This window comes from Streptomyces sp. NPDC050509 (genome assembly GCF_044457965.1).
Lineage (GTDB): Bacteria > Actinomycetota > Actinomycetes > Streptomycetales > Streptomycetaceae > Streptomyces.
This window is the reverse complement of the sequence record NZ_JBITHL010000009.1, coordinates 121431-147188: the sequence shown is the minus strand read 5'-3', so window position 1 is coordinate 147188 and position 25758 is coordinate 121431. Positions and strand designations below refer to the sequence as shown.

At 68.6% G+C, this 25758-nt stretch carries 23 protein-coding genes and 1 tRNA gene; 9 read left to right on the top strand and 15 right to left on the bottom strand.

Annotation, left to right across the window (positions count from 1 at the left end; all coding sequences use genetic code 11):
* Positions 1-135 precede the first annotated feature (135 nt).
* From ACIBJC_RS25615 to dnaA, 10 genes are all read right to left on the bottom strand, one after another.
* Positions 136-270, bottom strand: a complete 135-nt coding sequence (locus ACIBJC_RS25615; protein ID WP_003958712.1) for a DLW-39 family protein — start codon at positions 268-270, stop codon at positions 136-138.
* A gap of 265 nt (positions 271-535) precedes the next feature.
* Positions 536-609 (bottom strand) — tRNA-Ile (locus ACIBJC_RS25610).
* A 58-nt stretch (positions 610-667) separates the two neighbouring features.
* Positions 668-1342, bottom strand: a complete 675-nt coding sequence (locus ACIBJC_RS25605) for a DUF3566 domain-containing protein (RefSeq protein WP_399296261.1) — start codon at positions 1340-1342, stop codon at positions 668-670.
* An 86-nt stretch (positions 1343-1428) separates the two neighbouring features.
* Complete coding sequence (gene gyrA, locus ACIBJC_RS25600; protein WP_399296259.1) at positions 1429-4101, bottom strand: DNA gyrase subunit A; 2673 nt, start codon at positions 4099-4101, stop codon at positions 1429-1431.
* Positions 4102-4151: 50 nt separating this feature from the next.
* Positions 4152-6233 carry a DNA topoisomerase (ATP-hydrolyzing) subunit B gene (gene gyrB, locus ACIBJC_RS25595; RefSeq protein ID WP_399296257.1) on the bottom strand — a complete coding sequence of 694 codons (2082 nt, stop codon included), beginning with the start codon at positions 6231-6233 and terminating at the stop codon, positions 4152-4154.
* Between the two features lie 520 nt (positions 6234-6753).
* Positions 6754-7380 (bottom strand): DUF721 domain-containing protein, encoded by a 627-nt coding sequence (locus ACIBJC_RS25590; protein ID WP_399296256.1) that lies wholly within the window; start codon positions 7378-7380, stop codon positions 6754-6756.
* Positions 7377-8546: a DNA replication/repair protein RecF gene (gene recF, locus ACIBJC_RS25585; RefSeq protein ID WP_399296254.1), complete on the bottom strand. Its 1170-nt coding sequence runs from the start codon at positions 8544-8546 to the stop codon at positions 7377-7379. The genes ACIBJC_RS25590 and recF overlap by 4 nt, the downstream gene beginning before the upstream one ends.
* Before the next feature lie 28 nt (positions 8547-8574).
* Positions 8575-9459, bottom strand: coding sequence for a phosphogluconate dehydrogenase (NAD(+)-dependent, decarboxylating) (gene gnd / locus ACIBJC_RS25580; protein WP_399296252.1), 885 nt, complete (start codon positions 9457-9459; stop codon positions 8575-8577).
* 77 nt (positions 9460-9536) lie between these two features.
* Positions 9537-10667 (bottom strand): DNA polymerase III subunit beta, encoded by a 1131-nt coding sequence (dnaN, locus tag ACIBJC_RS25575; RefSeq protein ID WP_329822806.1) that lies wholly within the window; start codon positions 10665-10667, stop codon positions 9537-9539.
* 889 nt (positions 10668-11556) lie between these two features.
* The gene (gene dnaA / locus ACIBJC_RS25570; protein ID WP_399296250.1) at positions 11557-13353 is read right to left on the bottom strand and encodes a chromosomal replication initiator protein DnaA; all 1797 of its coding nucleotides are present in this window, start codon (positions 13351-13353) and stop codon (positions 11557-11559) included.
* A 396-nt stretch (positions 13354-13749) separates the two neighbouring features.
* On the opposite strand from dnaA, the gene rpmH reads away from it, so the two are divergent.
* The 9 genes from rpmH (at position 13750) to ACIBJC_RS25525 (ending at position 20631) form a co-directional block, all read left to right on the top strand.
* Complete coding sequence (rpmH, locus tag ACIBJC_RS25565) at positions 13750-13887, top strand: 50S ribosomal protein L34 (RefSeq protein WP_003975051.1); 138 nt, start codon at positions 13750-13752, stop codon at positions 13885-13887.
* A 26-nt stretch (positions 13888-13913) separates the two neighbouring features.
* Positions 13914-14285: a ribonuclease P protein component gene (rnpA, locus tag ACIBJC_RS25560; RefSeq protein WP_329822808.1), complete on the top strand. Its 372-nt coding sequence runs from the start codon at positions 13914-13916 to the stop codon at positions 14283-14285.
* Positions 14282-14641, top strand: coding sequence for a membrane protein insertion efficiency factor YidD (yidD, locus tag ACIBJC_RS25555; protein ID WP_384916027.1), 360 nt, complete (start codon positions 14282-14284; stop codon positions 14639-14641). Before rnpA ends, yidD begins: the two co-directional genes overlap by 4 nt.
* A gap of 3 nt (positions 14642-14644) precedes the next feature.
* Positions 14645-15925, top strand: coding sequence for a membrane protein insertase YidC (gene yidC / locus ACIBJC_RS25550; RefSeq protein ID WP_399296247.1), 1281 nt, complete (start codon positions 14645-14647; stop codon positions 15923-15925).
* A gap of 14 nt (positions 15926-15939) precedes the next feature.
* Entirely contained in the window at positions 15940-16452 is a 513-nt protein-coding gene (locus tag ACIBJC_RS25545) for a R3H domain-containing nucleic acid-binding protein (RefSeq protein WP_329822811.1), read from the top strand.
* A 104-nt stretch (positions 16453-16556) separates the two neighbouring features.
* Positions 16557-17273 (top strand): 16S rRNA (guanine(527)-N(7))-methyltransferase RsmG, encoded by a 717-nt coding sequence (gene rsmG / locus ACIBJC_RS25540; RefSeq protein ID WP_329822812.1) that lies wholly within the window; start codon positions 16557-16559, stop codon positions 17271-17273.
* Positions 17274-17538: 265 nt separating this feature from the next.
* Entirely contained in the window at positions 17539-18615 is a 1077-nt protein-coding gene (locus ACIBJC_RS25535) for a ParA family protein (protein ID WP_399296244.1), read from the top strand.
* Positions 18612-19709 carry a ParB/RepB/Spo0J family partition protein gene (locus tag ACIBJC_RS25530; protein WP_399296242.1) on the top strand — a complete coding sequence of 366 codons (1098 nt, stop codon included), beginning with the start codon at positions 18612-18614 and terminating at the stop codon, positions 19707-19709. Before ACIBJC_RS25535 ends, ACIBJC_RS25530 begins: the two co-directional genes overlap by 4 nt.
* Positions 19710-20013: 304 nt before the next feature.
* Positions 20014-20631 (top strand): GNAT family N-acetyltransferase, encoded by a 618-nt coding sequence (locus tag ACIBJC_RS25525; protein ID WP_399296241.1) that lies wholly within the window; start codon positions 20014-20016, stop codon positions 20629-20631.
* A 105-nt stretch (positions 20632-20736) separates the two neighbouring features.
* On the opposite strand, the gene trxA is transcribed toward ACIBJC_RS25525, so the two are convergent.
* The 5 genes from trxA to ACIBJC_RS25500 form a co-directional block, all read right to left on the bottom strand.
* Positions 20737-21066 carry a thioredoxin gene (gene trxA, locus ACIBJC_RS25520; protein WP_399296239.1) on the bottom strand — a complete coding sequence of 110 codons (330 nt, stop codon included), beginning with the start codon at positions 21064-21066 and terminating at the stop codon, positions 20737-20739.
* A 44-nt stretch (positions 21067-21110) separates the two neighbouring features.
* Positions 21111-22082, bottom strand: a complete 972-nt coding sequence (gene trxB, locus ACIBJC_RS25515; protein WP_399296237.1) for a thioredoxin-disulfide reductase — start codon at positions 22080-22082, stop codon at positions 21111-21113.
* Between the two features lie 120 nt (positions 22083-22202).
* Positions 22203-23198: a hypothetical protein gene (locus ACIBJC_RS25510; protein ID WP_399296235.1), complete on the bottom strand. Its 996-nt coding sequence runs from the start codon at positions 23196-23198 to the stop codon at positions 22203-22205.
* Positions 23195-23899: an RNA polymerase sigma factor SigM gene (gene sigM / locus ACIBJC_RS25505; protein ID WP_399296233.1), complete on the bottom strand. Its 705-nt coding sequence runs from the start codon at positions 23897-23899 to the stop codon at positions 23195-23197. The genes ACIBJC_RS25510 and sigM overlap by 4 nt, the downstream gene beginning before the upstream one ends.
* Positions 23900-23925: 26 nt before the next feature.
* Positions 23926-25641 carry a protein kinase family protein gene (locus ACIBJC_RS25500; protein WP_399296231.1) on the bottom strand — a complete coding sequence of 572 codons (1716 nt, stop codon included), beginning with the start codon at positions 25639-25641 and terminating at the stop codon, positions 23926-23928.
* Positions 25642-25758 lie beyond the last annotated feature (117 nt).

Genomic DNA, 25758 nt, shown 5'->3' with positions numbered 1-25758 from the left:
CGGTACGAGGCCCAGGGCGACAGGCGGTACGAACCCCCAGGGCGACCGGCAGCGGACCACGTACGCCACCAGGCCCCGGGCAGCACGAAGCCCCGGCCGCTCAGCGACCGGGGCTCGCATCAGGACTGCTGCGACTCACACACCCGAACCTGCGGGCACGGAGTCGGTCGCCTCCGTCCACAGATCCTGCTCGGCGCGGTCCGCCTGGATCTGGCGGTACACGAGGAGCCCGCCGATGGCAGCCAGTGCGACCAAGAGAAGCTTCTTCACCGCGCGACCTCGTCTTTCCTTGACGTAGGGGACTTCTGGCGCCCGACTATACACACCGATCGATATCGATCGGTGACCTGTCCGCACCCCAACTCCCGCCTTCTTCACGGCCGGACACCGACAGTAAAAGAACGGTCGCTCAACCGGCGGACACGTACGCAATGAGCCGCGCGAAAGGCAGCCGGACCGATTGCGCCGGTCGCGCGCGACCGGCGCAATGCAATCGGCCCGTACGGAGGTGATCCGTACGGGCCGATACTCGCGGTGGGGCTAACAGGATTTGAACCTGTGGCCTCATCCTTATCAGGGATGCGCTCTAACCAACTGAGCTATAGCCCCGCGCTGCCCCTGAAGATTAGCGCACTTCAGGGCCAGCCCCAAAATCGATACCCGGTCCTCACTCGTCCTCGGCGAGCGTCAGCTCGACGCCGCCCACGAAGCCCGCGGAGAGGTTGTAGATGAAGGCCCCGAGCGTGGCCAGCGCGGTCGCCAGCACCACGTCGATCACCGCGATGACCGACGTGAAGACGAGCACCCGCGGCAGCGACAGGAACGACTGGAGATCGAACCCGTTGCTCTCGTTGGACCCCGTGGCCTCGCTGATCGTCCCGCCGACGGTCGAGAAGACGCCCATGGCGTCCATGACCATCCACAGCACCGCCGCCGCCACGATCGTGCAGACGCCGAGCGCGATGGAGAGGAGGAAGCTGACCTTCATCACCGACCACGGGTCGGCCTTGGAGACCCGCAGTCGCGCTTTGCGGGTACGGGGCGTGGTCCGCGCGCCCGTCCTCGGCAGACGCACCGCCGCGGCTGCGGCGGCCGGTCCCGTCGGTGTGGCGGATCCGCCGCCACCGGAGGACCCGGCGGTCCCGGTGGCGGAAGGGGCAGATGTCACGGAAGCTCCCTGTTGGCCCTGCTGTCCGGCCGGCATGGATCCCTTTCCGGCTTGAGTGGCTCCGCCGCCGGGAGAGGGATACGCCTGCGGCGGGTGGTACGGCTGAGCGGCCGGCTGCGGCTGCCCAGCGCCATAGGTCTCGTACGGGGGCTTGTTCCCCCGGGTGTCGGTCACCGTAACCCCCTGGGAGTCCGTGGCAGGGCCACGGGCACCGTTCGCTCCGGAAGCGGCCGATCCGGCGCCCGTGGCTCCACTCACGCTTACTCCTCGTGCTCCCCGGCCGGAGGCTTGCTGCCCCCGGCGACCTCGGCCGTACCGGCCTCATCGGTCCCCGGGTCATCGGTCCCGTCGACCTCTTCAGCCTCACGGCCCGCCTCGGCGTTACGCGCGATACCCACGACGGCATCACGCTTGCCCAGGTTGATCAGTTGGACGCCCATGGTGTCACGGCCCGTCTCCCTGACTTCGTTGACTCGCGTGCGAATCACACCACCGCCGAGGGTGATGGCAAGGATCTCATCAGTCTCCTCGACCACCAACGCGCCGACGAGCGACCCGCGGTCCTCCACGATCTTGGCGGCCTTGATGCCGAGGCCGCCACGGCCCTGGACGCGGTAGTCGTCAACAGCGGTCCGCTTCGCGTATCCGCCGTCCGTGGCAGTGAAGACGAACGTACCGGGCCGGACGACATTCATCGAGAGGAGCTCGTCGCCCTCGCGGAAACTCATCCCCTTGACCCCGGACGTGGCACGGCCCATCGGCCGCAGCGCGTCGTCCGTCGCGGTGAACCGGATCGACTGCGCCTTCCTGCTGATGAGCAGCAGATCGTCCTCCGCCGACACCAGCTCGGCGCCGATCAGCTCGTCGTCCGCGCCCGCGTCCGTCTCCCGCAGGTTGATCGCGATGACACCACCCGACCGCGGAGAGTCGTAATCCTTGAGCGGGGTCTTCTTGACCAGCCCCGCCTTTGTTGCGAGAACGAGATACGGCACGGCCTCGTAGTCGCGGATCGCGAGGATCTCGGCGATCTGCTCGTCCGGCTGGAATGCCAGCAGATTGGCCACATGCTGACCCCGCGCGTCCCGGCCGACGTCGGGGAGCTCGTACGCCTTGGCCCGGTAGACCCGGCCCTTGTTCGTGAAGAACAGCAGCCAGTGGTGGGTCGTGGAGACGAAGAAGTGGTCGACGATGTCGTCTTCCTTGAGCTTCGTCCCGCGTACGCCCTTACCGCCGCGCTTCTGCGAGCGGTAGTCGTCCGTCTTCGTACGCTTCACATAGCCGCCACGCGTGATGGTGACGACGATGTCCTCCTCCGCGATCAAGTCCTCCATGGACATGTCACCGTCGAAGGGGACCAGCTTGGAGCGTCGGTCGTCACCGAACTTGTCGACGATGACGGACAGTTCCTCGCGCACGATGGTGCGCTGCTTCTCCGGCGACGCCAGGATCGAGTTGTACTCGTTGATCTTCACCTGGAGCTCGTCGTGCTCCGCGACGATCTTCTGCCGCTCCAGGGCCGCCAGCCGGCGGAGCTGCATCTCCAGGATCGCGTTCGCCTGGATCTCGTCGATCGTGAGCAGCCCCATCAGGCCCTCACGCGCGATCTCGACCGTGTCGCTGCGCCGGATCAGCGCGATGACCTCGTCGATCGCGTCGAGCGCCTTGAGCAGACCGCGCAGGATGTGCGCCCGCTCCTCCGCCTTGCGCAGCCGGTACTTCGTACGCCGGACGATGACCTCGATCTGGTGCGTCACCCAGTGCCGGATGAACGCGTCGAGCGATAGCGTGCGCGGCACCCCGTCCACCAGCGCCAGCATGTTCGCGCTGAAGTTGGACTGGAGATCGGTGTGCTTGTACAGGTTGTTCAGCACGACCTTGGCGACCGCGTCCCGCTTCAGGACGACGACCAGGCGCTGCCCCGTACGGGAGGACGTCTCGTCACGGACATCGGCGATACCGCCGATCTTCCCGTCCTTGACCAGGTCGGCAATCTTCTGAGCGAGATTGTCCGGGTTGGTCTGGTACGGCAGCTCCGTGACCACCAGGCACTGGCGGTTCTGGATCTCCTCGACCTCGACCACCGCGCGCATCGTGATCGAGCCGCGGCCCGTACGGTACGCCTCCTCGATGCCCTTACGGCCCACGACCAGCGCGCCCGACGGGAAGTCGGGACCCTTGATCCGCTCGATCAGCGCGTCCAGCAGTTCCTCGTGCGAGGCGTCCGGGTGCTCCAGCGCCCACATCGCGCCGGCCGCGACCTCCCGCAGATTGTGCGGCGGGATGTTGGTGGCCATACCGACGGCGATACCCGCCGAACCGTTGATCAGAAGGTTCGGGAACCGCGCCGGCAGCACCGTCGGCTCCTGGTTGCGGCCGTCGTAGTTGTCCGTGAAGTCGACGGTCTCCTCGTCGATGTCCCGGAGCATCTCCATCGACAGCGGCATCAGCTTGCACTCGGTGTACCGCATGGCGGCGGCCGGGTCGTTGCCCGGCGAACCGAAGTTGCCGTTGGAGTCCACCAGCGGCATCCGCATCGACCACGGCTGCGCGAGGCGGACCAGCGCGTCGTAGATCGAGGAGTCGCCGTGCGGGTGGTACGTACCCATCACGTCACCGACGACGCGGGCGCACTTGTAGAAGCCCTTCTCGGGCCGGTAACCGCCGTCGTACATCGCGTACAGCACACGCCGGTGCACGGGCTTGAGGCCGTCCCGTACGTCCGGCAGCGCGCGCGACACGATGACGGACATCGCGTAGTCGAGGTACGAGCGCTGCATCTCCGTTTCGAGCCCCACGGGCTCTACGCGCATCGCCAGTCCCTCGACCGCCTCGACCACCTCCTGGACCACAGGGGTCCCGGGGGTGCCGGGGACGCCGGAGTTCTCGGAGCCGTCGGCGTTGTCAGGTGTTGCGGGGGTGTTCTCGTCGGCCATTGCTGGTCAGTGTTCCTTTCGGCCTTGTCGAATCCGTCAGCAGTGACCGACTAGATGTCGAGGAAGCGGACGTCCTTGGCATTGCGCTGGATGAAGGACCGCCGCGCCTCGACGTCCTCGCCCATCAGCACCGAGAACAGATCGTCGGCCTGGGCCGCGTCGTCCAGCGTGACCTGGCCGAGCACCCGGTGGTCGACGTCCATCGTGGTGATCCGCAGCTCCTCGGCGTTCATCTCGCCCAGACCCTTGAAGCGCTGGATCGAGTCCTCCTTGATCCGCTTCCCGTTCTGCTTGCCCAGCTCGACCAGCGCGTCGCGCTCCCGGTCGGAGTAGGCGTACTCGAAGTCGTCCCGGCCCCACTTGATCTTGTAGAGCGGCGGGCGGGAGAGGTAGACGTGCCCGGCCTCGACCAGGGGACGCATGAAACGGAACAGGAACGTCAGCAGCAGCGTGTTGATGTGCTGGCCGTCGACGTCGGCGTCCGCCATCAGAATGATCTTGTGATAGCGGAGCTTCTCGATGTCGAAGTCCTCGTGCACCCCCGTGCCGAACGCCGAGATCAGCGCCTGCACCTCGGTGTTCTGGAGGATCTTGTCGATCCGCGCCTTCTCGACGTTCAGGATCTTGCCGCGGATCGGCAGGATCGCCTGGTACATCGGGTTACGGCCCGACTTCGCGGAACCACCGGCGGAGTCACCCTCGACGATGAAGATCTCGCACTTCGACGGGTCGTTCGACTGGCAGTCGCTCAGCTTGCCCGGCAGGGACGCGCTCTCCAGCAGCCCCTTGCGACGGGTCAGATCCCGCGCCTTACGGGCCGCGACCCGGGCCGTGGCGGCCTGGATCGACTTGCGGATGATGTCCGCGGCCTCGTTCGGATTACGGTCGAACCAGTCCGTCAGGTGCTCGTGCACGATCTTCTGGACGAAGGTCTTCGCCTCCGTGTTGCCCAGCTTCGTCTTCGTCTGACCCTCGAACTGCGGCTCGCCCAGCTTCACCGAGATGATCGCGGTCAGACCCTCGCGGATGTCCTCGCCCGCGAGATTGTCGTCCTTCTCCCGCAGGAACTTCTTCTCGCGCGCGTAGCGGTTGACCAGACCGGTCATCGCCGCGCGGAAGCCCTCCTCGTGCGTACCGCCCTCATGCGTGTGGATCGTGTTCGCGAAGGAGTACACACCCTCGCTGTACTGCGCGTTCCACTGCATCGCGATCTCGACCGAGAGCAGCCGCTCCTTGTCCTCGGCCTCGATGCCGATGACCGTCGGGTGGATCAGCTCGCCCTTGCGCGAGTTGAGGTACTTCACGAAGTCGACGATGCCGCCCTCGTAGAAGTACGTCACCGTACGCGCCGGCGGCTCCTCGCCCGGGCTCTCCACCGCGTCCGTACCCGCGACATCCGCGCCCACGACGGCCTTCGCCGACTCGCGCTCGTCCGTCAGGGTCAGCGTCAGGCCCTTGTTGAGGAAGGCCATCTCCTGGAAGCGCCGCGACAGCGTCTCGAAGGAGTAGTCCGTCGTCTCGAAGACATCCGGGTCGGCCCAGAACGTCACCGACGTACCGGAGTCCGGCGTCTCCTCGTTACGGGCCAGCGGCGCCGTGGGCACACCGAGCTTGTAGTCCTGCGTCCAGCGGTAACCGTCCGTCTTGACCTCGACCGAGACCTTCGTCGACAGCGCGTTGACGACGGAGACGCCCACGCCGTGCAGACCGCCGGAGACGGCGTACCCGCCGCCGCCGAACTTGCCGCCCGCGTGCAGCACTGTCATCACGACCTCGACGGCCGGCTTGTTCTCGGACGGAACGATGCCCACCGGGATCCCGCGGCCGTTGTCGATCACCCGGACCCCGCCGTCGGCGAGGATCGTGACGTCGATCGTGTCCGCGTGACCGGCCATCGCCTCGTCGACGGCGTTGTCGACGACTTCCTGCACGAGGTGGTGGAGCCCGCGCTCACCGGTCGAGCCGATGTACATGCCGGGCCGCTTGCGGACCGCGTCCAGGCCCTCGAGGACGGTGATGGCACTGGCGTCGTACGCGGCGGTTACCTCGCCGTGCTCGCCAGTGGCGACGGACGGGGTCTTCTCATTGGGGTTGCCGGAATCGGCCACGAAGCGCCCTTTCTGGCACAGCACAGGCCGTCCTCCGAGCAAGCGGGAGCGGCTGCGTCGTTCGGCTTGTGTCAGCATCTGTTGACAGTCCCCCGCAAGCAGCGCGGGATTTTCCATCAGTCTACCGGTAGCGCCGACCCGAATGGGGGTTTGCCGGTACCTGAGTCCGCATGTGCCGCCCTGGATGAGCAGCCTCCGACTCCCCATATTCGGGAAGGGGCTCCAAGAGGCTCACACCGGCGTTGAGCGCTTCGGCCTGTCAACCTCCCGCTACGGTGAGGGACACCTCAATCTCCCCAGGCGCTTCCCCAGGTCACAGCGCCATCGGGACGGTACGGAACGGGACGAGCCGTCCCCCGTAAGAAGGACGGCTCGTGAGGAGGAACGGTGCCGCGTACGGGCACCGGGAAGGTACGGGGACGGAGGGACGGGGACGTACGAGGCGCGGGACACGGGAGGGGCAGGGGAGGGGGACAGGAGGGCGACGGGCTCGGTCCTCCCGGTCGCCTCGGCCCTCTCGGCCTTCCCGGCCCTCTCGGCCTTCTCAGCCGTACGTGTCGCCGGGCCCCGTGCTCCCCGGCGCCCGGAGACGGCCGTACCGCTGCGGCGGGCCCCCCGGCCCCAGCACCTTGATCATCCGCACCGTGCCGTGCCCCAGGTCCTCGTTCAGCCGGGCCACCAGGCGCGGCGCCAGCAGCCGGAGCTGCGTCGCCCACACCGTCGAATCGCACTGCACGGTCAGCACCCGCGCGTCCTCGGCGTCGTCGTAACGCTGCGGCACACAGTGCTTCGCCAGGTCCTCCCCGACGATCTGCGGCCAGCGGCCCATCACCCCGCCCACGGCGGCCGGGGTCTCCCAGCCCCGCTCCATGATCAGCCGGTTGATCGCGGCGCCCAGCGGCAGCGGATCACGCCCGTCGGCCCGCGCGCCGGACCGCAGCCCGCCGCCCCGCCTGGCCTGCTTCTTCTGCTGGACGGCATTGCCCCGGGCGCGGGCCTGCTCCTTCGCCGCACGCAGCGCGACCCGGGCCAGATCCACCCCGGACGGCTCGGGCACCGACCCCGAAGCCCCGGATGACGACGGCACCGAAGGACCGGCCCCGGAAGCGGCCCCGGGCCCGGCTCCCGGCTCCGGTGTCCCCGGGAACCCCAGCGTTCCGGACGGACTCATACGCGCTCCACCGCACCCTCGGCCACCATGAACCGCGCCCCGGCCAGCACACCCGGCACATCGTCGTCCACCGCCGCCGTCACCAGCACCTGCTCCCCCGGAGCCACCAGCTCGGCCAGCCGCTCCCGGCGCCGCGCGTCCAGCTCGGCGAACACGTCGTCCAGCACCAGCACCGGCTCATTGCCCTCGGCGCGCAGCAGATCGTACGAGGCCAGCCGCAGCGCCAGCGCGTACGACCAGGACTCGCCGTGGCTCGCGTACCCCTTCGCCGGCAGCCGGCCCAGCTTCAGCACCAGATCGTCCCGGTGCGGGCCGACCAGCGTCACACCCCGCTCGATCTCCTGTTTGCGCACCTCGGCCAGCGCCGCCAGCAGATGCGCGTACAGCTCGTCGCGCGAGGACCCGGCGGCCGGCTCACCCGGGCCCGGGGGGCCCGCGGCCTCGTCACCGCCGGGGCCACCGGCGGAGGAACGGTACTCCAGCGTCACCGGCCCGCCGCCCGGCGCCAACTGCTCGTACGCCTTGTCCGTCAGCGGCTGCAACGTGGCGATCAGATCGACCCGCTGCGCCAGCAACTCCGCCCCGGCGCGCGCGAGATGCTGGTCCCAGACGTCCAGCGTGGACAGGTCCATGCCACGCCCACCGTGCCGCCGCGCCATCGCCGCCGACTTCAGCAGCGTGTTCCGCTGACGGAGCACCCGGTCGTAGTCCGACCGCACCCCCGCCATCCGCGGCGACCGCGCGGTGATCAGCTCGTCCAGGAACCGGCGGCGCTCGCCCGGATCGCCCTTCACCAGCGCCAGATCCTCCGGCGCGAACAGCACCGTCCGTACGATCCCGACCACGTCACGCGGCTTGACCTGCGACGAACGGTTGATACGCGCCCGGTTGGCCCGGCCGGGGTTCAGTTCGAGCTCCACGAGCTGGGAGCGCTCGCCCTGCGTGACCGCCGCCCGGATCACCGCGCGCTCGGCGCCCATCCGGACCAGCGGCGCGTCCGACGAGACCCGGTGGCTGCCGAGCGTCGCCAGATAACCGACCGCCTCGACCAGATTCGTCTTGCCCTGCCCGTTCGCCCCCACGAACGCGGTGACGCCCGGGTCGAGGGGCACCTCCACCCGGGCGTACGACCGGAAGTCGGCCAGCGACAGATGCGTCACATGCATGGCTGTGCGCGGACCTCCCCCGATGTCACTACTTGTCGTCGGCCGACTCGACGGCATGGCCGCCGAACTGGTTGCGCAGCGCCGAGACCATCTTCATCTGCGGCGAGTCCTCCTGGCGGGAGGCGAACCGCGCGAAGAGCGACGCGGTGATCGCGGGCAGCGGCACCGCGTGGTTGATGGCCGCCTCGACCGTCCACCGGCCCTCGCCCGAGTCCTCCGCGTACCCCCGGAGCTGGTCCAGGTGCTCGTCCTCGTCCAGCGCATTGACCGCCAGGTCCAGCAGCCAGGAACGGATGACCGTGCCCTCCTGCCAGGAGCGGAAGACCTCACGGACGTCGGTGACCGAGTCGACCTTCTCCAGCAGCTCCCAGCCCTCGGCGTACGCCTGCATCATGGCGTACTCGATGCCGTTGTGAACCATCTTGGCGAAGTGGCCCGCGCCGACCTTGCCGGCGTGCACGGAGCCGAAGTTCCCCTCGGGCTTGAGCGCGTCGAAGATCGGCTCGACCTTCGCCACATGCTCCGGGGCACCGCCGTACATCAGCGCATAACCGTTGTCGAGGCCCCAGACGCCGCCGGAGACACCGCAGTCGAGGAAGCCGATGCCCTTGATGCCCAGCTCGACCGCGTGCTTCTCGTCGTCGGTCCAGCGGGAGTTCCCGCCGTCGACCACGACATCGCCGGGGGACAGCAGCTCGGCCAGCTCGTCGATCGTCGCCTGGGTCGCGGCTCCCGCGGGGACCATCACCCACACGACGCGCGGACCCTTGAGCCGGTCAACCAGCTCCTTGAGGCTGTGGACGTCCGCGAGGTCCGGGTTGCGGTCGTATCCGATAACGGTGTGGCCGGCACGGCGGATGCGCTCGCGCATGTTGCCGCCCATCTTGCCGAGACCCACAAGACCGAGCTCCATCAGGCGTTCCTTAAGCGTTGAGGCGATTCGTACCCGGGTCCGAGCCTACGCCCGGACCCGGCCACTCACCTGTGGGGTCAGCCGCTCAGGCGTACCGGCATGATCAGGTACTTGTACGCCTCGTCCGCCTCCGCGTCGACGGCCGGACGGCCGCTCAGCAGTGCCGGCTTCGTGGACGTCGTGAAGGAGAGCTGGGCCACCGGGGAGTCGATCGCGCTCAGACCGTCCAGCAGGAAGGTCGGGTTGAAGGCGATCGAGATGTCGTCGCCGTCGAGCTGCGCGTCGACCCGCTCCACAGCCTGTGCGTCGTCGCTGGAACCCGCCTCCAGGATGAGAACGCCCTGCTCGAAGCTGAGCCGTACGGGGGTGTTCCGCTCCGCGACCAGGGCCACGCGCTTGACGGCCTCGACGAACGGGGCGGTCTCGATCACCGCGACCGAGTTGAACTCGGTCGGGAAGAGCGTGCGGTACTTCGGCAGATCGCCCTCAAGAAGGCGGGTCGTCGTACGGCGTCCCGCGCCCTCGAAGCCGATCAGACCCTCGCCCGCGCCGGAGCCGGAGAGCGCCAGCGTGACCGTGTCGCCGTTCGTGAGCGCCTTGGCGGTGTCCAGCAGCGTCTTGGCGGGCACCAGGGCGACCGCGGAGATGTCCGGCGCCTCGGGCTTCCACAGGAACTCACGGACCGCGAAGCGGTAGCGGTCGGTCGAGGCCAGGGTGACCGTGTCGCCCTCGATCTCGATCCGTACGCCGGTGAGCACGGGCAGCGTGTCGTCGCGGCCCGCGGCGATGGCGACCTGGGAGGCGGCGGAGGCGAAGACCTCACCGGGAACGGTGCCGGTGGCCGTCGGCATCTGCGGCAGCGCCGGGTACTCCTCCACAGGGAGGGTGTGGAGCGTGAACCGCGAGGAGCCGCAGACGACGGTCGCCCGTACACCGTCTGTGGAGATCTCCACCGGACGGTTGGGGAGGGCGCGGCAGATGTCGGCGAGCAGCCGGCCGGAGACGAGGACGGTGCCGTCCTCCTCCACCTCCGCGTCCACCGAGACCCGCGCCGAGACCTCGTAGTCGAAGCTGGAGAAGCTGAGAGCGCCGTCCTCCGCCTTCAGCAGAAGGCCCGCGAGTACCGGTGCCGGCGGACGGGCCGGAAGGCTACGGGCCACCCAGGCCACCGCCTCCGCGAGTACATCGCGCTCCACCCGGATCTTCACCGGAACCGCCTCCTGCTGTTGCTCGCTCGCCCTGCTGGCCTTCGTCGTCGGCTGTGATGCCGGGGACCAGTCTGACCTACGGCACCGACACTCGGTGCTGTCGCGGGTCAAGTCGAGGCGAGACGTTCCGGATGGTCGGCCGCGAAGTTGTGCACAGGCCCTGCTTCGAAGCGGACTCCTGGCTAACTCTCAGGGGTAGTAGTAGTAGGCCCTGTGGAAACCGTGGATAACGCCTTATGCGCAGGTCAAGCCCGTTTTTTTATCCACCGCGCTTGTGGGCGGAGCCGTGGAGAACTCGGCTCTTCTGTGGACGGACGAAAGTTCTGCACACCCCATGCACAGGACACCGTGACTTCTCCCCAGCCGCGTCCCCAGTTTTACCCATGTTCCCCACAGCCCAACCGACCTCCTTGGTGTGACGCCTTTCACTCGACTCAGCGACCCCGGGGGTTTCGTTGCCGAACAGTGGACAGGGCTGTGGAGAAGCTGTGGGCGACGAACGGTTGCCTGTGGGCCGTCGGTGGACAAGATCTCGGACGCCCTGTGGACGAAATTTCCGTCCACAGCCTGTGGAGCGGCGTCAACCACAAATCCACACCCTCCTGACCTGGAGCGATGTCCGGTCGGTGGCCTCCCCTGTGGACACGATCGGGACAACTCCTGGGTCCCCAGGCTGTGGACGGAAGATTCTGCCCGAATCTGTGGAGAAGACCTCCGCACCGCCGCGTATTCGAACAGCGAGACCGTCCGGCGACACGCCGGAGGAGGCGCCGCGAGCCCTCCGGGACGGCCAAAGGGCGCCCAGGACCGTGTCGGACGGGGTCCCGGACGCCCTCGTGAGCGCTGTCAGGCCGCTCTCTCGCACCGTCCCGCGACGGGTGGGGCGGTCTCAGCCGTTCTTGATGCGGTTGGTGAGTTCCGTCACCTGGTTGTAGATGGAGCGGCGCTCGGCCATCAGCGCGCGGATCTTCCGGTCCGCGTGCATCACCGTCGTGTGGTCGCGTCCGCCGAACTGGGCGCCGATCTTCGGCAGCGAGAGATCGGTCAGCTCACGGCAGAGGTACATCGCGATCTGCCGCGCCGTCACGAGCACCCGGCTCCGTGAGGAGCCGCAGAGGTCGTCCACCGACAGCCCGAAGTAGTCGGCGGTCGCCGCCATGATGTTGGTCGCGGTGATCTCCGGGGCCGCGTCCTCGCTGCCGGGGATGAGGTCCTTCAGCACGATCTCGGTGAGCCCGAGGTCCACCGGCTGCCGGTTGAGCGAGGCGAACGCGGTGACCCGGATGAGGGCGCCCTCCAGCTCGCGGATGTTGCGCGAGATCCGCGAGGCGATGAACTCCAGCACCTCGGGCGGCGCGTTGAGCTGCTCCTGGACCGCCTTCTTACGGAGGATCGCGATACGGGTCTCCAGCTCCGGCGGCTGGACGTCCGTGGTCAGTCCCCACTCGAAGCGGTTGCGCAGCCGGTCCTCCAGCGTGATCAGTTGCTTGGGGGGCCGGTCCGAGGAGAGCACGATCTGTTTGTTGGCGTTGTGGAGCGTGTTGAACGTGTGGAAGAACTCCTCCTGCGTCGACTCCTTGGACGCCAGGAACTGGATGTCGTCGACAAGGAGGATGTCGACATCGCGGTAGCGCTTGCGGAAGGTGTCGCCCTTACCGTCCCTGATCGAGTTGATGAACTCGTTCGTGAACTCCTCGGAGCTGACGTACCGCACCCGCGTACCGGGGTAGAGGCTGCGCGCGTAATGCCCGATGGCGTGGAGCAGGTGCGTCTTGCCGAGTCCGGATTCGCCGTAGATGAAGAGCGGGTTGTACGCCTTGGCGGGCGCCTCGGCGACGGCGACCGCCGCCGCATGCGCGAAGCGGTTGGACGCGCCGATGACGAAGGTGTCGAAGAGGTACTTGGGGTTGAGCCGGGCCTGCGGCTCGCCGGGGCCCGGCGCAGGGGCGGGCTGGGCGCCCAGCGGTCCCGGCGCCCCGGCGCGCGCGCGGCCCACGCTCTGCCCGCCGCCGTGCCGCGGCGCGGGCGGCTCCTGGAGGTCGTGACGGTCGTGGCGTGAGTGGTGGTCGCGCTGGTCGTGCTGGTTGGTGGGGTGCTCGTACGGGGACCGGTCCTGGCCCTGGGGCTGCCGGTAGTCGTGTTGCTGCGGCCGGGCGGTGGCGTAGGGGTCGCGGTCCTGGTACCCGCCGAGACGGGGCTGCCAGGACAGGTCCTCCTGGGAATGCGGCCAGGCCCCGGGGGCGGGGCGCTGCTGCTGGTAGTCCGGGTAGGCGGGGCGCACGGACGGCATGCCGTCGTCGGCAGGGCGGTGCCCGTAGCCGTCGTACGCGTCGTCCTGCCGCGGTTCGTCGTGGAGCGGGCCCTGGTAGCGGTGCTGCTGGGGTACGGGCGGGGCCGGCGGGGTGGGCTCACCCGCCGAGTCGTCGACGGTGATCGCGATCCGGATGGGCCGGCCGCACTCGTGGCTCAGGGTCTCGCTGATGAGGGGGGCGAGTCGCCCCTCCAGGACGCGCTTGCCCCATTCATTGGGGACGGCGAGCAGCGCGGTGTCCGCGACCAGGGCCAGTGGCTGGCACCGTTCGATCCACTGTTTGTCCTTGGGCTCTACGCCCTGCTGGCCCTCCCTGAGGAGCTGCTCCAGCACTCGTGGCCACACTGCGGCAAGATCGGCAGGTACATCAGCCACAAGGCACGCTCTCTCGCTGGTCCCACGAATGTGTGCTTCTCGGGACGGGGTGGGAAGGCCGGCGGGGAAAGCCGGGGTGAAGACCGACCGGCGCATAGGGAGCGGTCTCCGCCAAGGTAGTCAGGGCGACCCGCGCGGTTCAAGTTGTTGTCCACAGCCTGTGCACAATGGAGTCCGGCACCGAGCTGGTTTGACCGGATGGCGTAGCCGCGCGTACCGTGACCAGGTCGAGTTGTCGATGGCTGCTGCCGCCTGCCTCCGATGGGCAAAGATCACGATCTGTGGTTGTGAAGCGGTGCACTCGGGCGTGAACGCGAGCTTCTCAGCCTCTCGTGGGCGCACGGTGACAGCCAGGCGATGTCCCGCCATCCACACATCATTTTCTGGAGCCCCCGAGTGAGCAAGCGCACCTTCCAGCCGAACAACCGCCGTCGCGCCAAGACCCACGGGTTCCGGCTGCGGATGCGTACCCGTGCCGGCCGCGCGATTCTCGCGACTCGCCGCAGCAAGGGTCGCGCCCGTCTGTCCGCCTGATCGCCTGCTGACAAACAGGTCATGACGTGCTGCCTACCGAGAATCGGCTGAGGCGGCGCGAGGACTTCGCGACCGCGGTACGACGAGGACGCCGGGCTGGACGCCCGCTTCTTGTCGTCCATCTGAACAGCGGTTCAACGGACCCGCACGCGCCTGGGGAGAGCGCTTCCCCGGTGCGTGCGGGTTTCGTCGTAAGCAAAGCGGTGGGCGGCGCGGTCGTACGGAACCGCGTGAAGCGGCGCCTGCGCCATCTCATACGCGACCGCCTCTCCACGCTGCCCCCCGGTAGCCTGGTGGTCGTACGGGCGCTGCCCGGATCAGGCGACGCCGATCATGCACTGCTGGCCCGAGACCTGGACGCCGCTCTCCGGCGGCTGCTGGGAGGGGGCGCGCGATGAAGTACCCGCTGCTGGCTCTGATCAAGCTGTACCAGTGGACGATCAGCCCGCTCCTCGGGCCTGTCTGCCGGTACTACCCGTCGTGTTCGCACTACGGATATACGGCCATCGACCGCCATGGCGCGGTGAAGGGCACGGCGCTGACCGCCTGGCGCATTCTGCGGTGCAATCCGTGGTCGCCGGGCGGTGTGGACCATGTCCCGCCGCGTAAACGGCCGCGATGGCATGAACTGCTGCGCAACGCGTGGCGCGGCGGTAAGGGCGGGCGGCCCGCTGCTGACGTGCCTTCCGGGGGATCGGCCCCCGACACCCCCAGCCCGGCCGCAGAGACCTCGCCCAAAGCTCAAGGAGCCTGATTAGTGGACACGATTGCCAGTCTGTTCAGTTTTATCACCACACCAGTTTCCTGGGTCATCGTCCAGTTCCACTCGCTGTACGGGATGATTTTCGGCCCCGACACGGGCTGGGCCTGGGGACTGTCCATCGTGTCCCTGGTGGTGTTGATCCGTATCTGCCTGATCCCGCTCTTCGTGAAGCAGATCAAGTCGACGCGGAACATGCAGGTGCTCCAGCCGAAGATGAAGGCGATCCAGGAGCGCTACAAGAACGACAAACAGCGTCAGTCCGAAGAGATGATGAAGCTGTACAAGGAGACGGGTACGAACCCGCTCTCCTCGTGTCTGCCCATCCTGGCGCAGTCCCCGTTCTTCTTCGCGCTGTACCACGTGCTCTCCAGCATCGCGAGCGGCAAGACCATCGGCGTGATCAACCAGGAGCTGCTGGACAGCGCCCGGCAGGCGCACATCTTCGGTGCCCCGCTGGCCGCCAAGTTCCTGGACAGCAGCGAGAAGGTCGCGTCGCTCAACGCGTCGCTGACCGATGTACGGATCGTCACCGCCATTATGATCATCCTGATGTCGGCGTCGCAGTTCTACACGCAGCGCCAGCTCATGACGAAGAACGTCGACCTGACGGTCAAGACGCCGTACATGCAGCAGCAGAAGATGCTGATGTACATCTTCCCCCTGATCTTCGCCGTCACCGGCGTGAACTTCCCCGTCGGTGTGCTCGTCTACTGGCTGACCACCAACGTGTGGACCATGGGCCAGCAGATGTACGTGATCAACCAGAACCCCACCCCGGGCAGCAAGGCGCAGGACCAGTACCTGCAGCGTCTGCTGAAGAGCATCACCGCGCACGGCGAGGTGCGGTCCCGTCGCAAGCGTTCCGTCGTGCAGGCGATCGTGGCCAAGGGCCCGGACCGCAACGACAACGAGCGCAAGTTCGTCGTGGGCCTGGGCAAGTCGGGTCTGGCCGCGCAGCCCGACGGCACGGTCGACAAGAGCGACACCGCCGCCGCCGAGGCCGAGGCGGGTGCCGCGGCCAGGCGCCAGCAGCCCAAGCGCCAGACCAAGGCACAGCGGCAGGCCGCCGCGACCCAGGCCGGTACGGACAAGCCGGCGTCCGATGACGCCGAGCCGGACGAGCCGCAGCCGAAGACCTCGTTGCAGAAGAAGGACGAGCCGCAGGACACCACGTCCAAGCCGTCGGGCAAGCCCGCCGGCGGCGCCACACGCCAGAAGGCCAAGTCCGGACAGCGCAAGGGTCAGCAGCGGCCCAAGCACCCGACCAAGAAGTAAGAAGGAGTCCACCCGTGACGGAAGGCACCATCTCCGCCGCCCCTGAGGGGGGCGACACCCTGACCCGTCTGGAGCAGGAAGGGGAGATCGCGGCCGACTACCTTGAGGGCCTGCTCGACATCGCCGATCTCGACGGCGATATCGACATGGACGTCGAGGCAGACCGGGCCGCGGTCTCGATCATCAGCGATGCGGCCGGTGGGGATCTTCAGAAGCTGGTGGGGCGCGACGGCGAGGTCCTGGAGGCACTTCAGGAGCTGACGCGGCTCGCTGTCCACCGGGAGACCGGGGACCGCAGCCGGCTCATGCTGGACATCGCGGGCTTCCGGGCCAGGAAGCGTACCGAGCTGGCCGAGCTGGGTGCCAAGGCGGCGGACGAGGTGAAGAGCACCGGTGAGCCGGTGAAGCTGAGCCCGATGACGCCCTTCGAGCGGAAGGTCGTGCACGACGCGGTCGCCGCCGCCGGTCTGCGCAGCGAGTCCGAGGGCGAGGAGCCCGAGCGCTTCGTCGTGGTGCTCCCTGCCTGAGTGGTTCAACGTATTCGGCCCCGCCTGTCGCGCAGGCGGGGCCGATCTTTGTCAGCCTGATAGTCAGCCACCGGTGGGTGGTTCGGTATGGAAGGACGGTTCCCGTGACGGAGGCAGCAGAGCTTCCCCCCGCACCGGACGAGGCGCGCACTGTGTTCGGTGAGTTCTTTCCGGAGGCTGTCCGCTACGCGGAGCTGCTGGCGGACGCGGGCGTCAAGCGCGGTCTGATCGGCCCCCGCGAGGTGCCGCGTCTGTGGGAGCGGCACATGTTGAACTGTGCGGTGCTCTCCGAGGTCGTGCCCGAGAACGTGATGGTCTGCGATGTCGGCTCGGGCGCGGGTCTCCCCGGGATTCCGCTGGCGCTGGTCCGGCCGGACCTGAAGATCACGCTGCTGGAGCCGCTGCTGCGTCGGACGAACTTCCTCCAGGAAGTGGTCGAGCTGCTGGGCCTGGACCATGTGACGGTGGTACGCGGCCGTGCCGAGGAGGTCCTCGGCACGCTCCAGCCGGTCCATGTGGTGACGGCGCGGGCGGTGGCGCCGCTCGACCGGCTGGCGGGCTGGGGGGTGCCGCTGCTGCGCCCCTACGGCGAGATGCTGGCGCTGAAGGGCGACACGGCCGAGGAGGAGATCAACGGGGCCCGTGCGGCGCTGAGCAAGCTCGGCGTGGTGGAGACCTCCGTGCTTCAGGTCGGGGAGGGCATCGTCGATCCGCTCGCCACGGTGGTGCGGGTGGAGGTCGGGGAGAGCCCCGGCGGTGTGCGGTTCGCGACGAAGCGGGCCAAGGCCGCGCGGGCCGGCCGTGCACGGCGCCGCCGTTGAGCCGTACAGTCCTCTGTGGCTATCAGTGATGGTCCATACAAGCTGCCATACCTATGCATTGCGGAGTGTCGTGATGGTCTAGCCCCGCAGCGCGTGCATCGTGTTTCACGTGAAACGTCGCTCACTGCTGCAGGGCATCATCACCCGAGGTCGCGAGGCCGCCACACCACGCGGCCGAAAACCCCTCGTACGGGGGACGGGGTTGTCCACAGACGCGGATTCATCCACAGATCCACGGGCCTCGCTGGTTCACGACCCCGAAAGCATGGCAGGCTCTGTCCATTGCGAGTCTGAAGTCGAGGAGAGTGAATCCTTGCGGTCCGACGCCAACATCGCGGGACCGACGGCCGATCCGGTCCCCGGTCCCCGCACCGAGTCGCCGGGGGAGGATGTTTCACGTGAAACACCGCCCCCGATGGACGACACCCCCATCGGCCACGCCGCCCAACTGGCGGTGGAGGCACTGGGCCGGGCCGGCGAGGGTCTGCCCCGCCCCGAACAGACACGTGTCATGGTCGTCGCCAACCAGAAGGGTGGCGTAGGCAAGACCACCACCACGGTCAACCTCGCCGCGTCGCTCGCGCTCCACGGTGCGCGCGTGCTGGTGGTCGACCTCGATCCGCAGGGCAACGCCTCCACGGCGCTGGGGATCGACCATCACGCCGAAGTTCCTTCGATCTATGACGTCCTGGTGGAGAGCAAGCCGCTCTCCGAGGTGGTCCAGCCGGTCCCGGACGTCGAAGGTCTCTTCTGTGCCCCGGCCACCATCGATCTCGCCGGTGCGGAGATCGAGTTGGTGTCCCTGGTGGCACGGGAGAGCCGACTGCAGCGGGCGATCGAGGCGTACGAGCAGCCGCTGGACTACATCCTCATCGACTGCCCGCCCTCGCTCGGCCTGCTGACCGTCAACGCGATGGTCGCGGGAGCAGAGGTTCTGATCCCCATTCAGTGCGAGTACTACGCGCTGGAAGGGCTGGGTCAGTTGCTGCGGAACGTCGATCTGGTGCGGGCGCACCTCAACCCCACGCTGCATGTCTCGACGATTCTGCTCACCATGTACGACGGCCGGACACGTCTCGCCTCGCAGGTGGCGGACGAGGTCCGCAGCCACTTCGGCAAAGAGGTGCTGCGGACCAGCATTCCCCGGTCCGTCCGTATCTCGGAGGCGCCGAGCTACGGGCAGACGGTGCTGACTTATGATCCGGGTTCCAGTGGATCCCTCTCGTATCTCGAAGCCGCCCGTGAGATCGCCCTGCGGGGGGTGGGGGTGCACTATGACGCCCAGCAGGCCCATGTGAGTATCCAGAACAGCCAGCAGAGCATGTCGGAGGGGATCCAGTGAGCGAGCGACGTAGAGGATTGGGGCGTGGGCTTGGTGCACTGATCCCCGCCGCTCCGCAGGAGCAGCCGGTGACCTCCCCCGCGGTGGCCCCGGTTTCTCCGGGCGGGGCCCCGGTGATGACGGCGGAGCGCGGGGTGGCCGCCGCGAAGGTGACGTCGCTGCCGACGGCCACCGTCTCCCCGGAGTCGGAGACCGTCGTACCGGAGCGTGCGGCGGCGCCCGAGCAGGCCGTGGCCGGAGCCCACTTCGCCGAAGTACCGATCGACTCGATCACGCCGAACCCCCGGCAGCCCCGCGAGGTGTTCGACGAGGACGCGCTCGCCGAGCTGGTCACTTCCATCAAGGAAGTGGGGCTTCTCCAGCCCGTCGTCGTACGGCAGGTGGGGTCGGAGCGCTATGAGCTGATCATGGGCGAGCGGCGCTGGCGGGCCTGCCGGGAAGCCGGCCTGGAGCGCATCCCCGCGATCGTCCGCGCCACGGACGACGAGAAGCTGCTGCTGGACGCACTGCTGGAGAACCTGCACCGGGCCCAGTTGAACCCGCTGGAAGAGGCCGCGGCCTACGACCAGTTGCTCAAGGACTTCAACTGCACGCACGACCAGCTCGCCGACCGGATCGGGCGTTCGCGCCCGCAGGTCTCCAACACGTTGCGGCTGCTGCGTCTGTCCCCTCCGGTGCAGCGCAGGGTCGCGGCCGGAGTGCTCTCCGCCGGTCACGCCAGGGCGCTGCTGTCGGTGGACGACTCCGAGGAGCAGGACCGGCTGGCCCACCGCATCGTCGCCGAAGGGCTCTCCGTACGAGCGGTCGAGGAGATCGTGACCCTGATGGGGTCGCGTCCTCAGACCTCCCCCAAGTCGAAGGGGCCGCGGGCCGGTGCCCGGGTGTCGCCGGCGCTGGGCGATCTGGCGTCGCGGCTCTCCGACCGCTTCGAGACCCGGGTGAAGGTCGACCTGGGACAGAAGAAGGGGAAGATCGTCGTCGAGTTCGCCTCGATGGACGATCTCGACCGGATCCTCGGAACTCTTGCCCCCGGTGAGGGGCGCGTCCTGGACCAGGCGCTCGCCGAGAACACCGGGGACGACGAGGAGAGCTGAGGCTCCACCGCACCACTGGGGCGGGCCGTGTTCCACGCTGACCGGAACACGGCCCGCCCTTTGCGATCCCGCGGTGTCCCGGCTTGTCTCTGGGTGGATACGATGCGTTCTGGTAGGGCGCATCCACCTTGATCCACCTCAGAAGGAGAGCGAGGGCCATGCGATCGGTGAGCCGCGGCCAACTGATGTCGGCCGGAATGGCACTCGGCGTGCTCGGTGGCTTTGTCGGCGGCCTGCTCCGGGAACGGAGCGCACTGACGGGCGCTCGGGCCGCGGCAGGGGAAAGAAGTGAGGAACAGCCTCCATGGGGCGTCGGCTCGTACCGCTCACGCTGGACAACCTTTCGGACCTCCCCCATCGCTGCCGTACGTGTGTCTTCTGGGAACTTGATCCGGTCAGCGGTGAAGCCGCGGTAGGAGCGGGCCGGGCGGGTACGGAGAAAGAGGCGTGGATCTCGGCCGTTCTGCTGGAGTGGGGATCCTGCGGTCGGGTCGCCTTCATCGATGATCTGCCGGTCGGCTTCGTCCTGTACGCGCCTCCCGCCTATGTGCCGCGCTCCCTGGCCTTTCCGACGAGCCCGGTCTCCCCGGACGCCGTCCAGTTGATGACTGCCTGGGTCATGCCCGGCTATCAGGGGCAGGGGCTGGGCCGGGTGATGGTGCAGACCGTGGCGAAGGATCTGCTGCGTCGGGACTTCAAGGCCATCGAGGCGTTCGGTGACAGCCGCTGGAAGGAGCCGTCCTGTGTGCTGCCCGCCGACCATCTCACCGCGGTGGGCTTCAAGACGGTCCGCACGCACACGAGATACCCCCGGCTGCGGCTGGAGCTGCGTACCACGCTCTCCTGGAAGGAAGACGTGGAGCTGGCGCTCGACCGGCTCCTGGGAGCGGTGAAGAAGGAGCCGGCGCTACGGCCGCTCTGAGGCGGGCAGCGGCGTGTGGAACGGAGAACGGGTCCGTCCCCCGAGTGGGGGGGGGCGGACCCGTTTCACGTGAAACACCGTGCGTCTTCCGACGCCTGCCGTTCGTCAGCCGATGTAGTCGTCGAGGTCGCGGACGAGCGCGGCCTTGGGCTTGGCGCCGACGATGGTCTTGACGACCTCTCCGCCCTGGTAGACGTTCAGGGTCGGGATGGACATGACCCCGTACTTGGCGGCGGTGGCCGGGTTCTCGTCGATGTTGAGCTTGACGATCTCGATCTTGTCGCCGTGCTCGGCGGCGATGGCCTCCAGCGACGGGGCGATCTGGCGGCACGGTCCGCACCAGGCGGCCCAGAAGTCCACCAGGACGGGCTTGGCGTTCTTGAGAACGTCCTCGTCGAAGGAATCGTCGGTCACATGCTTCAGGTCGCCGGCCACGGCGGCCTCCTTACGGGTTGAGGGGTGTGGATGGGGAGTTCTGGTCAGACGGCGGGGGTCTTCTCCGGCTCGGCGTTCTCGCTGTCACTCAGCGCGGCGAGGAAGCGCTCGGCGTCGAGGGCGGCGGAGCAGCCGGTGCCCGCGGCGGTGATCGCCTGGCGGTAGGTGTGGTCCACCACATCGCCGGCGCCGAAGACACCGGAGAGGTTCGTCCGCGTCGACGGGGCGGCCACGGTCAGATAGCCCTCTCCGTCCAGGTCGAGCTGGCCCTTGAACAGCTCGGTCCGCGGGTCGTGGCCCACCGCGATGAACAGCCCGGTCACCGCGAGCGGCGAGGTCTCGCCGGTCTTCGTGTTGCGCAGGGTCAGCCCGGAGAGCTTCTGCTCGCCGTGGATCTCGGCGACCTCGCTGTCCCAGGCGAACTTGATCTTCGGGTCGGCGAAGGCACGCTCCTGCATGGCCTTGGAGGCACGCAGCGTGTCCCGGCGGTGGACGATCGTGACGGACTTGGCGAAGCGCGAGAGGAAGGTGGCTTCCTCCATCGCGGTGTCCCCGCCGCCGATCACGGCGATGTCCTGGTCCTTGAAGAAGAAGCCGTCACAGGTGGCGCACCAGGAGACACCGCGCCCGGACAGGGTGTCCTCGTTGGCCAGGCCGAGCTTGCGGTGCTGGGAGCCCGTGGTGACGATCACGGCCTTGGCCCGGTGCACGGTGCCCGCGGTGTCGGTGACCGTCTTGATGTCACCGGTGAGGTCGACCGAGATGACATCGTCCGGGACCAGCTCGGCGCCGAAGCGCTCGGCCTGGGCCCGCATGTTGTCCATCAGGTCCGGGCCCATGATGCCGTCGCGGAAGCCCGGGAAGTTCTCCACATCGGTGGTGTTCATCAGCGCACCACCGGCGGTGACGGCGCCCTCGAAGACCAGCGGCTTCAGCGATGCGCGCGCGGTGTACAGCGCGGCCGTATAGCCGGCGGGCCCGGAGCCGATGATGATCACATTACGGACGTCGCTCACGGGTTTCTTCCTCGTCTCTGCAGACTGCACTACTGGGGCCGGATCAACGACTTTCACCCCATCCAACGGATCCTACGGGTCCCGCATTCCCGAGGTCTTCCGGCTCGACGCGAGGGGGCGTCAGCGGCGGAGGTAGGAGTGCGTCAGCAGGACGGTTCCGTCGGTCGAGGGAGCGCTCTTCACGCAGGTCGCGTCGACCACATAGGCCTGGACCCGGGTGCTGTCACCGGAGTGCGGCAGGACGACGAGATATGCGTCGCTTCCCTGATAGGTACCCCGCTCGGCGGCGAGCGCCGACAGACTGCTGCCGATGCCTCGCTGGATACAGGCCGGAACGGCGGGCGCCGGTGTGAGCAGGGGAGAGTTCGAGGCTCCGCCCCGGTCGCCCTCCATGGAACGCGGCCGGCCGGCCTTGGTCTCGCTTTGCGTCCCGGCATCGGTGCCGGAGGCCAGCAGGGTGTCCACGCGGTCCTGAAGACGTGTCTCGGAGAACAGGTCGCTGTCGCCCGCAGCGGAGCTGGCGGTCTTGGACGCTTCCCCGGAGTCCGAGGAGTGGAGCGACGGGAGCAGCAGTACGCCCACCCCTACGAGGGCGGTACCGAACACGGCACCCAGGACGGCGGTACGGCGGCGCCGCAGGCGGGACGGTCCGCCGCGTCCGGGTCCGGTGGCCGCCTTCGGCCGTCCGGCGGGGCGGTCGGCCCGTACGGTGTCCGTCGTCACCGCCGACGTGGCCGCCGGGGAATGTGGCGGGGAGTGCGGCTCGGACGGGGGCGATGTTTCACGTGAAACATCGACGGAGTCCGCGGGCTCGGTCGATGGCGGGGACTCATCGAGGGTCGTGGAGTCATCGGGCGTGGTCGCGTCGAGGAGCGCTTCCGCGGCGAGGGCGGCGTCGATACGGCCCGCGACATCGGCGGGCATCCGGGGCGGCCCCGGCAGGGTGCCCAGCAGTCCTCTGATCTCTTCGAGGGAGTCATGGACATCGGCGCAGAGGACGCAGCCGTCGAGATGCTGCCGCAGATCGGCGCTGCGGGCCGGTGGCAGCAGGCCCTCGGCCAGGTCGGAGATCTCCGAGACATCCGGATGCTGAGCGGTGTCGGTCGTAGATGTCATGTGCGCCCACCTCCGCCCTTCACTCCAGCAGGATCGCTCGATCCTGAATCTTTTGGTCCCGATGCCGGTGGGACGGATGCCCGCGGCGTCCGGTTCCTTCCCCGCTCGGAACCGCTGTTATCCCTGGTGTCCCCGCGTAGATGGGTGAGCAGAGGGAGAAGTCTGGCCCGGCCGCGCGCACAGCGGCTTTTCACGGTGCCGGTGGGCACCCCCAGCACGGCGGCGGCCTCCGCCACGGGGTAACCCTGCATGTCGACGAGGATCAGGGCGGCCCGCTGGTCGACAGGGAGTGTGGCCAGTGCCGCCAGCAGCTCCCGGTGGAGGTCCTGCCGCTCGGCGGGCGCCTCGGCCGACTCGTGGGGTTCGAGGAGCTGCTCCAGCCGCTCGGTGTCGTCCATGGGCGAGGTCCTGCGCGAGGCGGCCTTGCGGGCCCGGTCGAGGCAGGCGTTGACGGTGATGCGGTGCAGCCAGGTGGTGACGGCGGACTGCCCGCGGAAGGTGTGGGCGGCCCGGAAGGCGGAGACGAGGGCGTCCTGCACGGCGTCGGCCGCCTCCTCGCGGTCCCCCAGGGTTCGGAGGGCGACGGCCCAGAGCCGGTCGCGGTGGCGCCGTACCAGCTCGCCGAAGGCCCGAGAGTGGCCCGTGACATGAGCGCTCAGCAGGTCCTGGTCGCTCAAGTCGCCCAGTGCGGCGTCGTCCAACGGTGAGCCCCCTCCCCTGTCTCCGGTCAGCCGGTGATCTGGATCTCCGAGATGCCCCCGCGGAAGCGGGTGGCGGATCCGTCCTGCGGCAGCTCAGTGATGTGGATCAATACGTACCGGGTCCGCACAGGCTTGTCGAGAGTGGTCTTCACCGTGCTTCCGACTGTTTCCAGCTTGGTGAGCCGCTGGGAGAAGTCCGAGAGCGACGCCGGATCCGACGCGTCCGCGCCGGCGGCCAGCACTTCGGTCTTCTGACCGGACCGGTACATACGTATGTCGAGACCGGAGACGTCCTTCACACTGCCGAGGTCGACGACGATTCCGCTGCCCTGCGTGTGGCCGGGGAGGTTACCGAAATTGGGGTAGTTCCAGTACTGCTTGGTGATCCAGGCCGTGCCGCTGTCGCCGTCGGTGGCGTTCGAGACCAGCTCCGGCCTTATCCCGGATCCCTCGGGCATGAACTCCGTCGCACCGTCGATCTTGAGGGGCTTGACGGGCTTGACTCCCTTGTCGCCGCCCCCGGTGGTGGTCTGCGTGGGGGTTGTGTCGGGCGTGCCGCGCTCTCCGTCGAGGAGCCGGTCGGCGACCTGCCAGCTTCCCAGGCCCAGGACGGCGATGAGGAGCGCGGCGACGGTCCACTTGAGGGCTTTGCCGGTGCGGCTCTGGAGCGGGGGCGGCGGCGGCATCACCGGGGGCGGGGACGTCACCCCGACGCCCGCCTGGGTGCGCCCGTAGGTGCCCTGCTGGTACGTGGTGCGCTGGTACTCCGGCGGGGCCGTGAACGTGGGCTCCGGCGGCCGGATACGGGGCATCTCCGCGACCGCAGCGGACAGCTCGTCCGGCGTGGTGCACGGCGGATCCTGCCGGGATGCGGTGGCGCCGTCGTTGATCAGGGCCCGCATCGCGAGCTCCGAGAGACCGCGGTGGATGCCGGCGCGCACCTGGTCGGGGGCGATCAGCCCGACACCCTTGGGCAGGCCGGAGAGGCCGTGCGCGTCACTCTCGTACGGCCAGCGCTGCGTGAGCGCGGCGTACAGGAGCGCGCCGATCGCCTCGGTGTCGGTGCGCTGGGGCCGGTCCGCGCGGATGCCGCGCAGCGCGGCGTTCACGGCGAGACCGCGGATCCGGTACTGGCCGGTGGAGGTCCGCAGGACGGCGCCGGGCGTCAGCCGCAGATGGGCCAGCCCCTCACGGTGCGCGGCGGCCATGGCCTGGGAGACCTGGCTGACGAGCTGGTACGCCTCGTGGGCCTCCAGAGGGCCCGCGGCGAGCAGCGTGGTGAGCTCGGTGGCGTCCGGCAGCCATTCGTGGACGACGTAGACGACCTCGCCCTCCTCGACGGCGTCCAGGACCTGGACGAAGCGCGGATCGCCGAGCAGTGCGGCGGACCGGGCCGCGGCCAGGACGGAACGGGCCCGCGGATGGTCGGAGGGCAGCAGGTGCACGCCGACGGCGCGGCGCAGTTTCTCGTCGACGGCACGCCAACTGCTGAAACCGTCCAGACGGGTGACGCACTCCTCCAGGCGGTAGCGTCTGGCGAGTCTGTGGCCGCTGTGGAGTTCGGGCGCCGAGCCGCCCGGCTCGGTGTCCCGCCGCTCACCGCCCGTGTCGTCGGCGGACCGCTCCGCCGTCTCCTGGGCCTTCGCCAACCCGTCGGTCGTGGCCTTGTCCGCCTTGGCGGTCAGCGGCTCATCGCCACTGTTGCCGGCCACGTCGACGGCAGCCGTGCTACGTTCCGCCACCGTCGCTCCTGCCTCCCCATCCATTGCGCCCTGTCCAACAGCCAAGCCAATTGTGCCCACAGTCGGACGCTATGCACGACACGCGGTAGCCGATGATGGTTGTACCGGGCCGGGCCG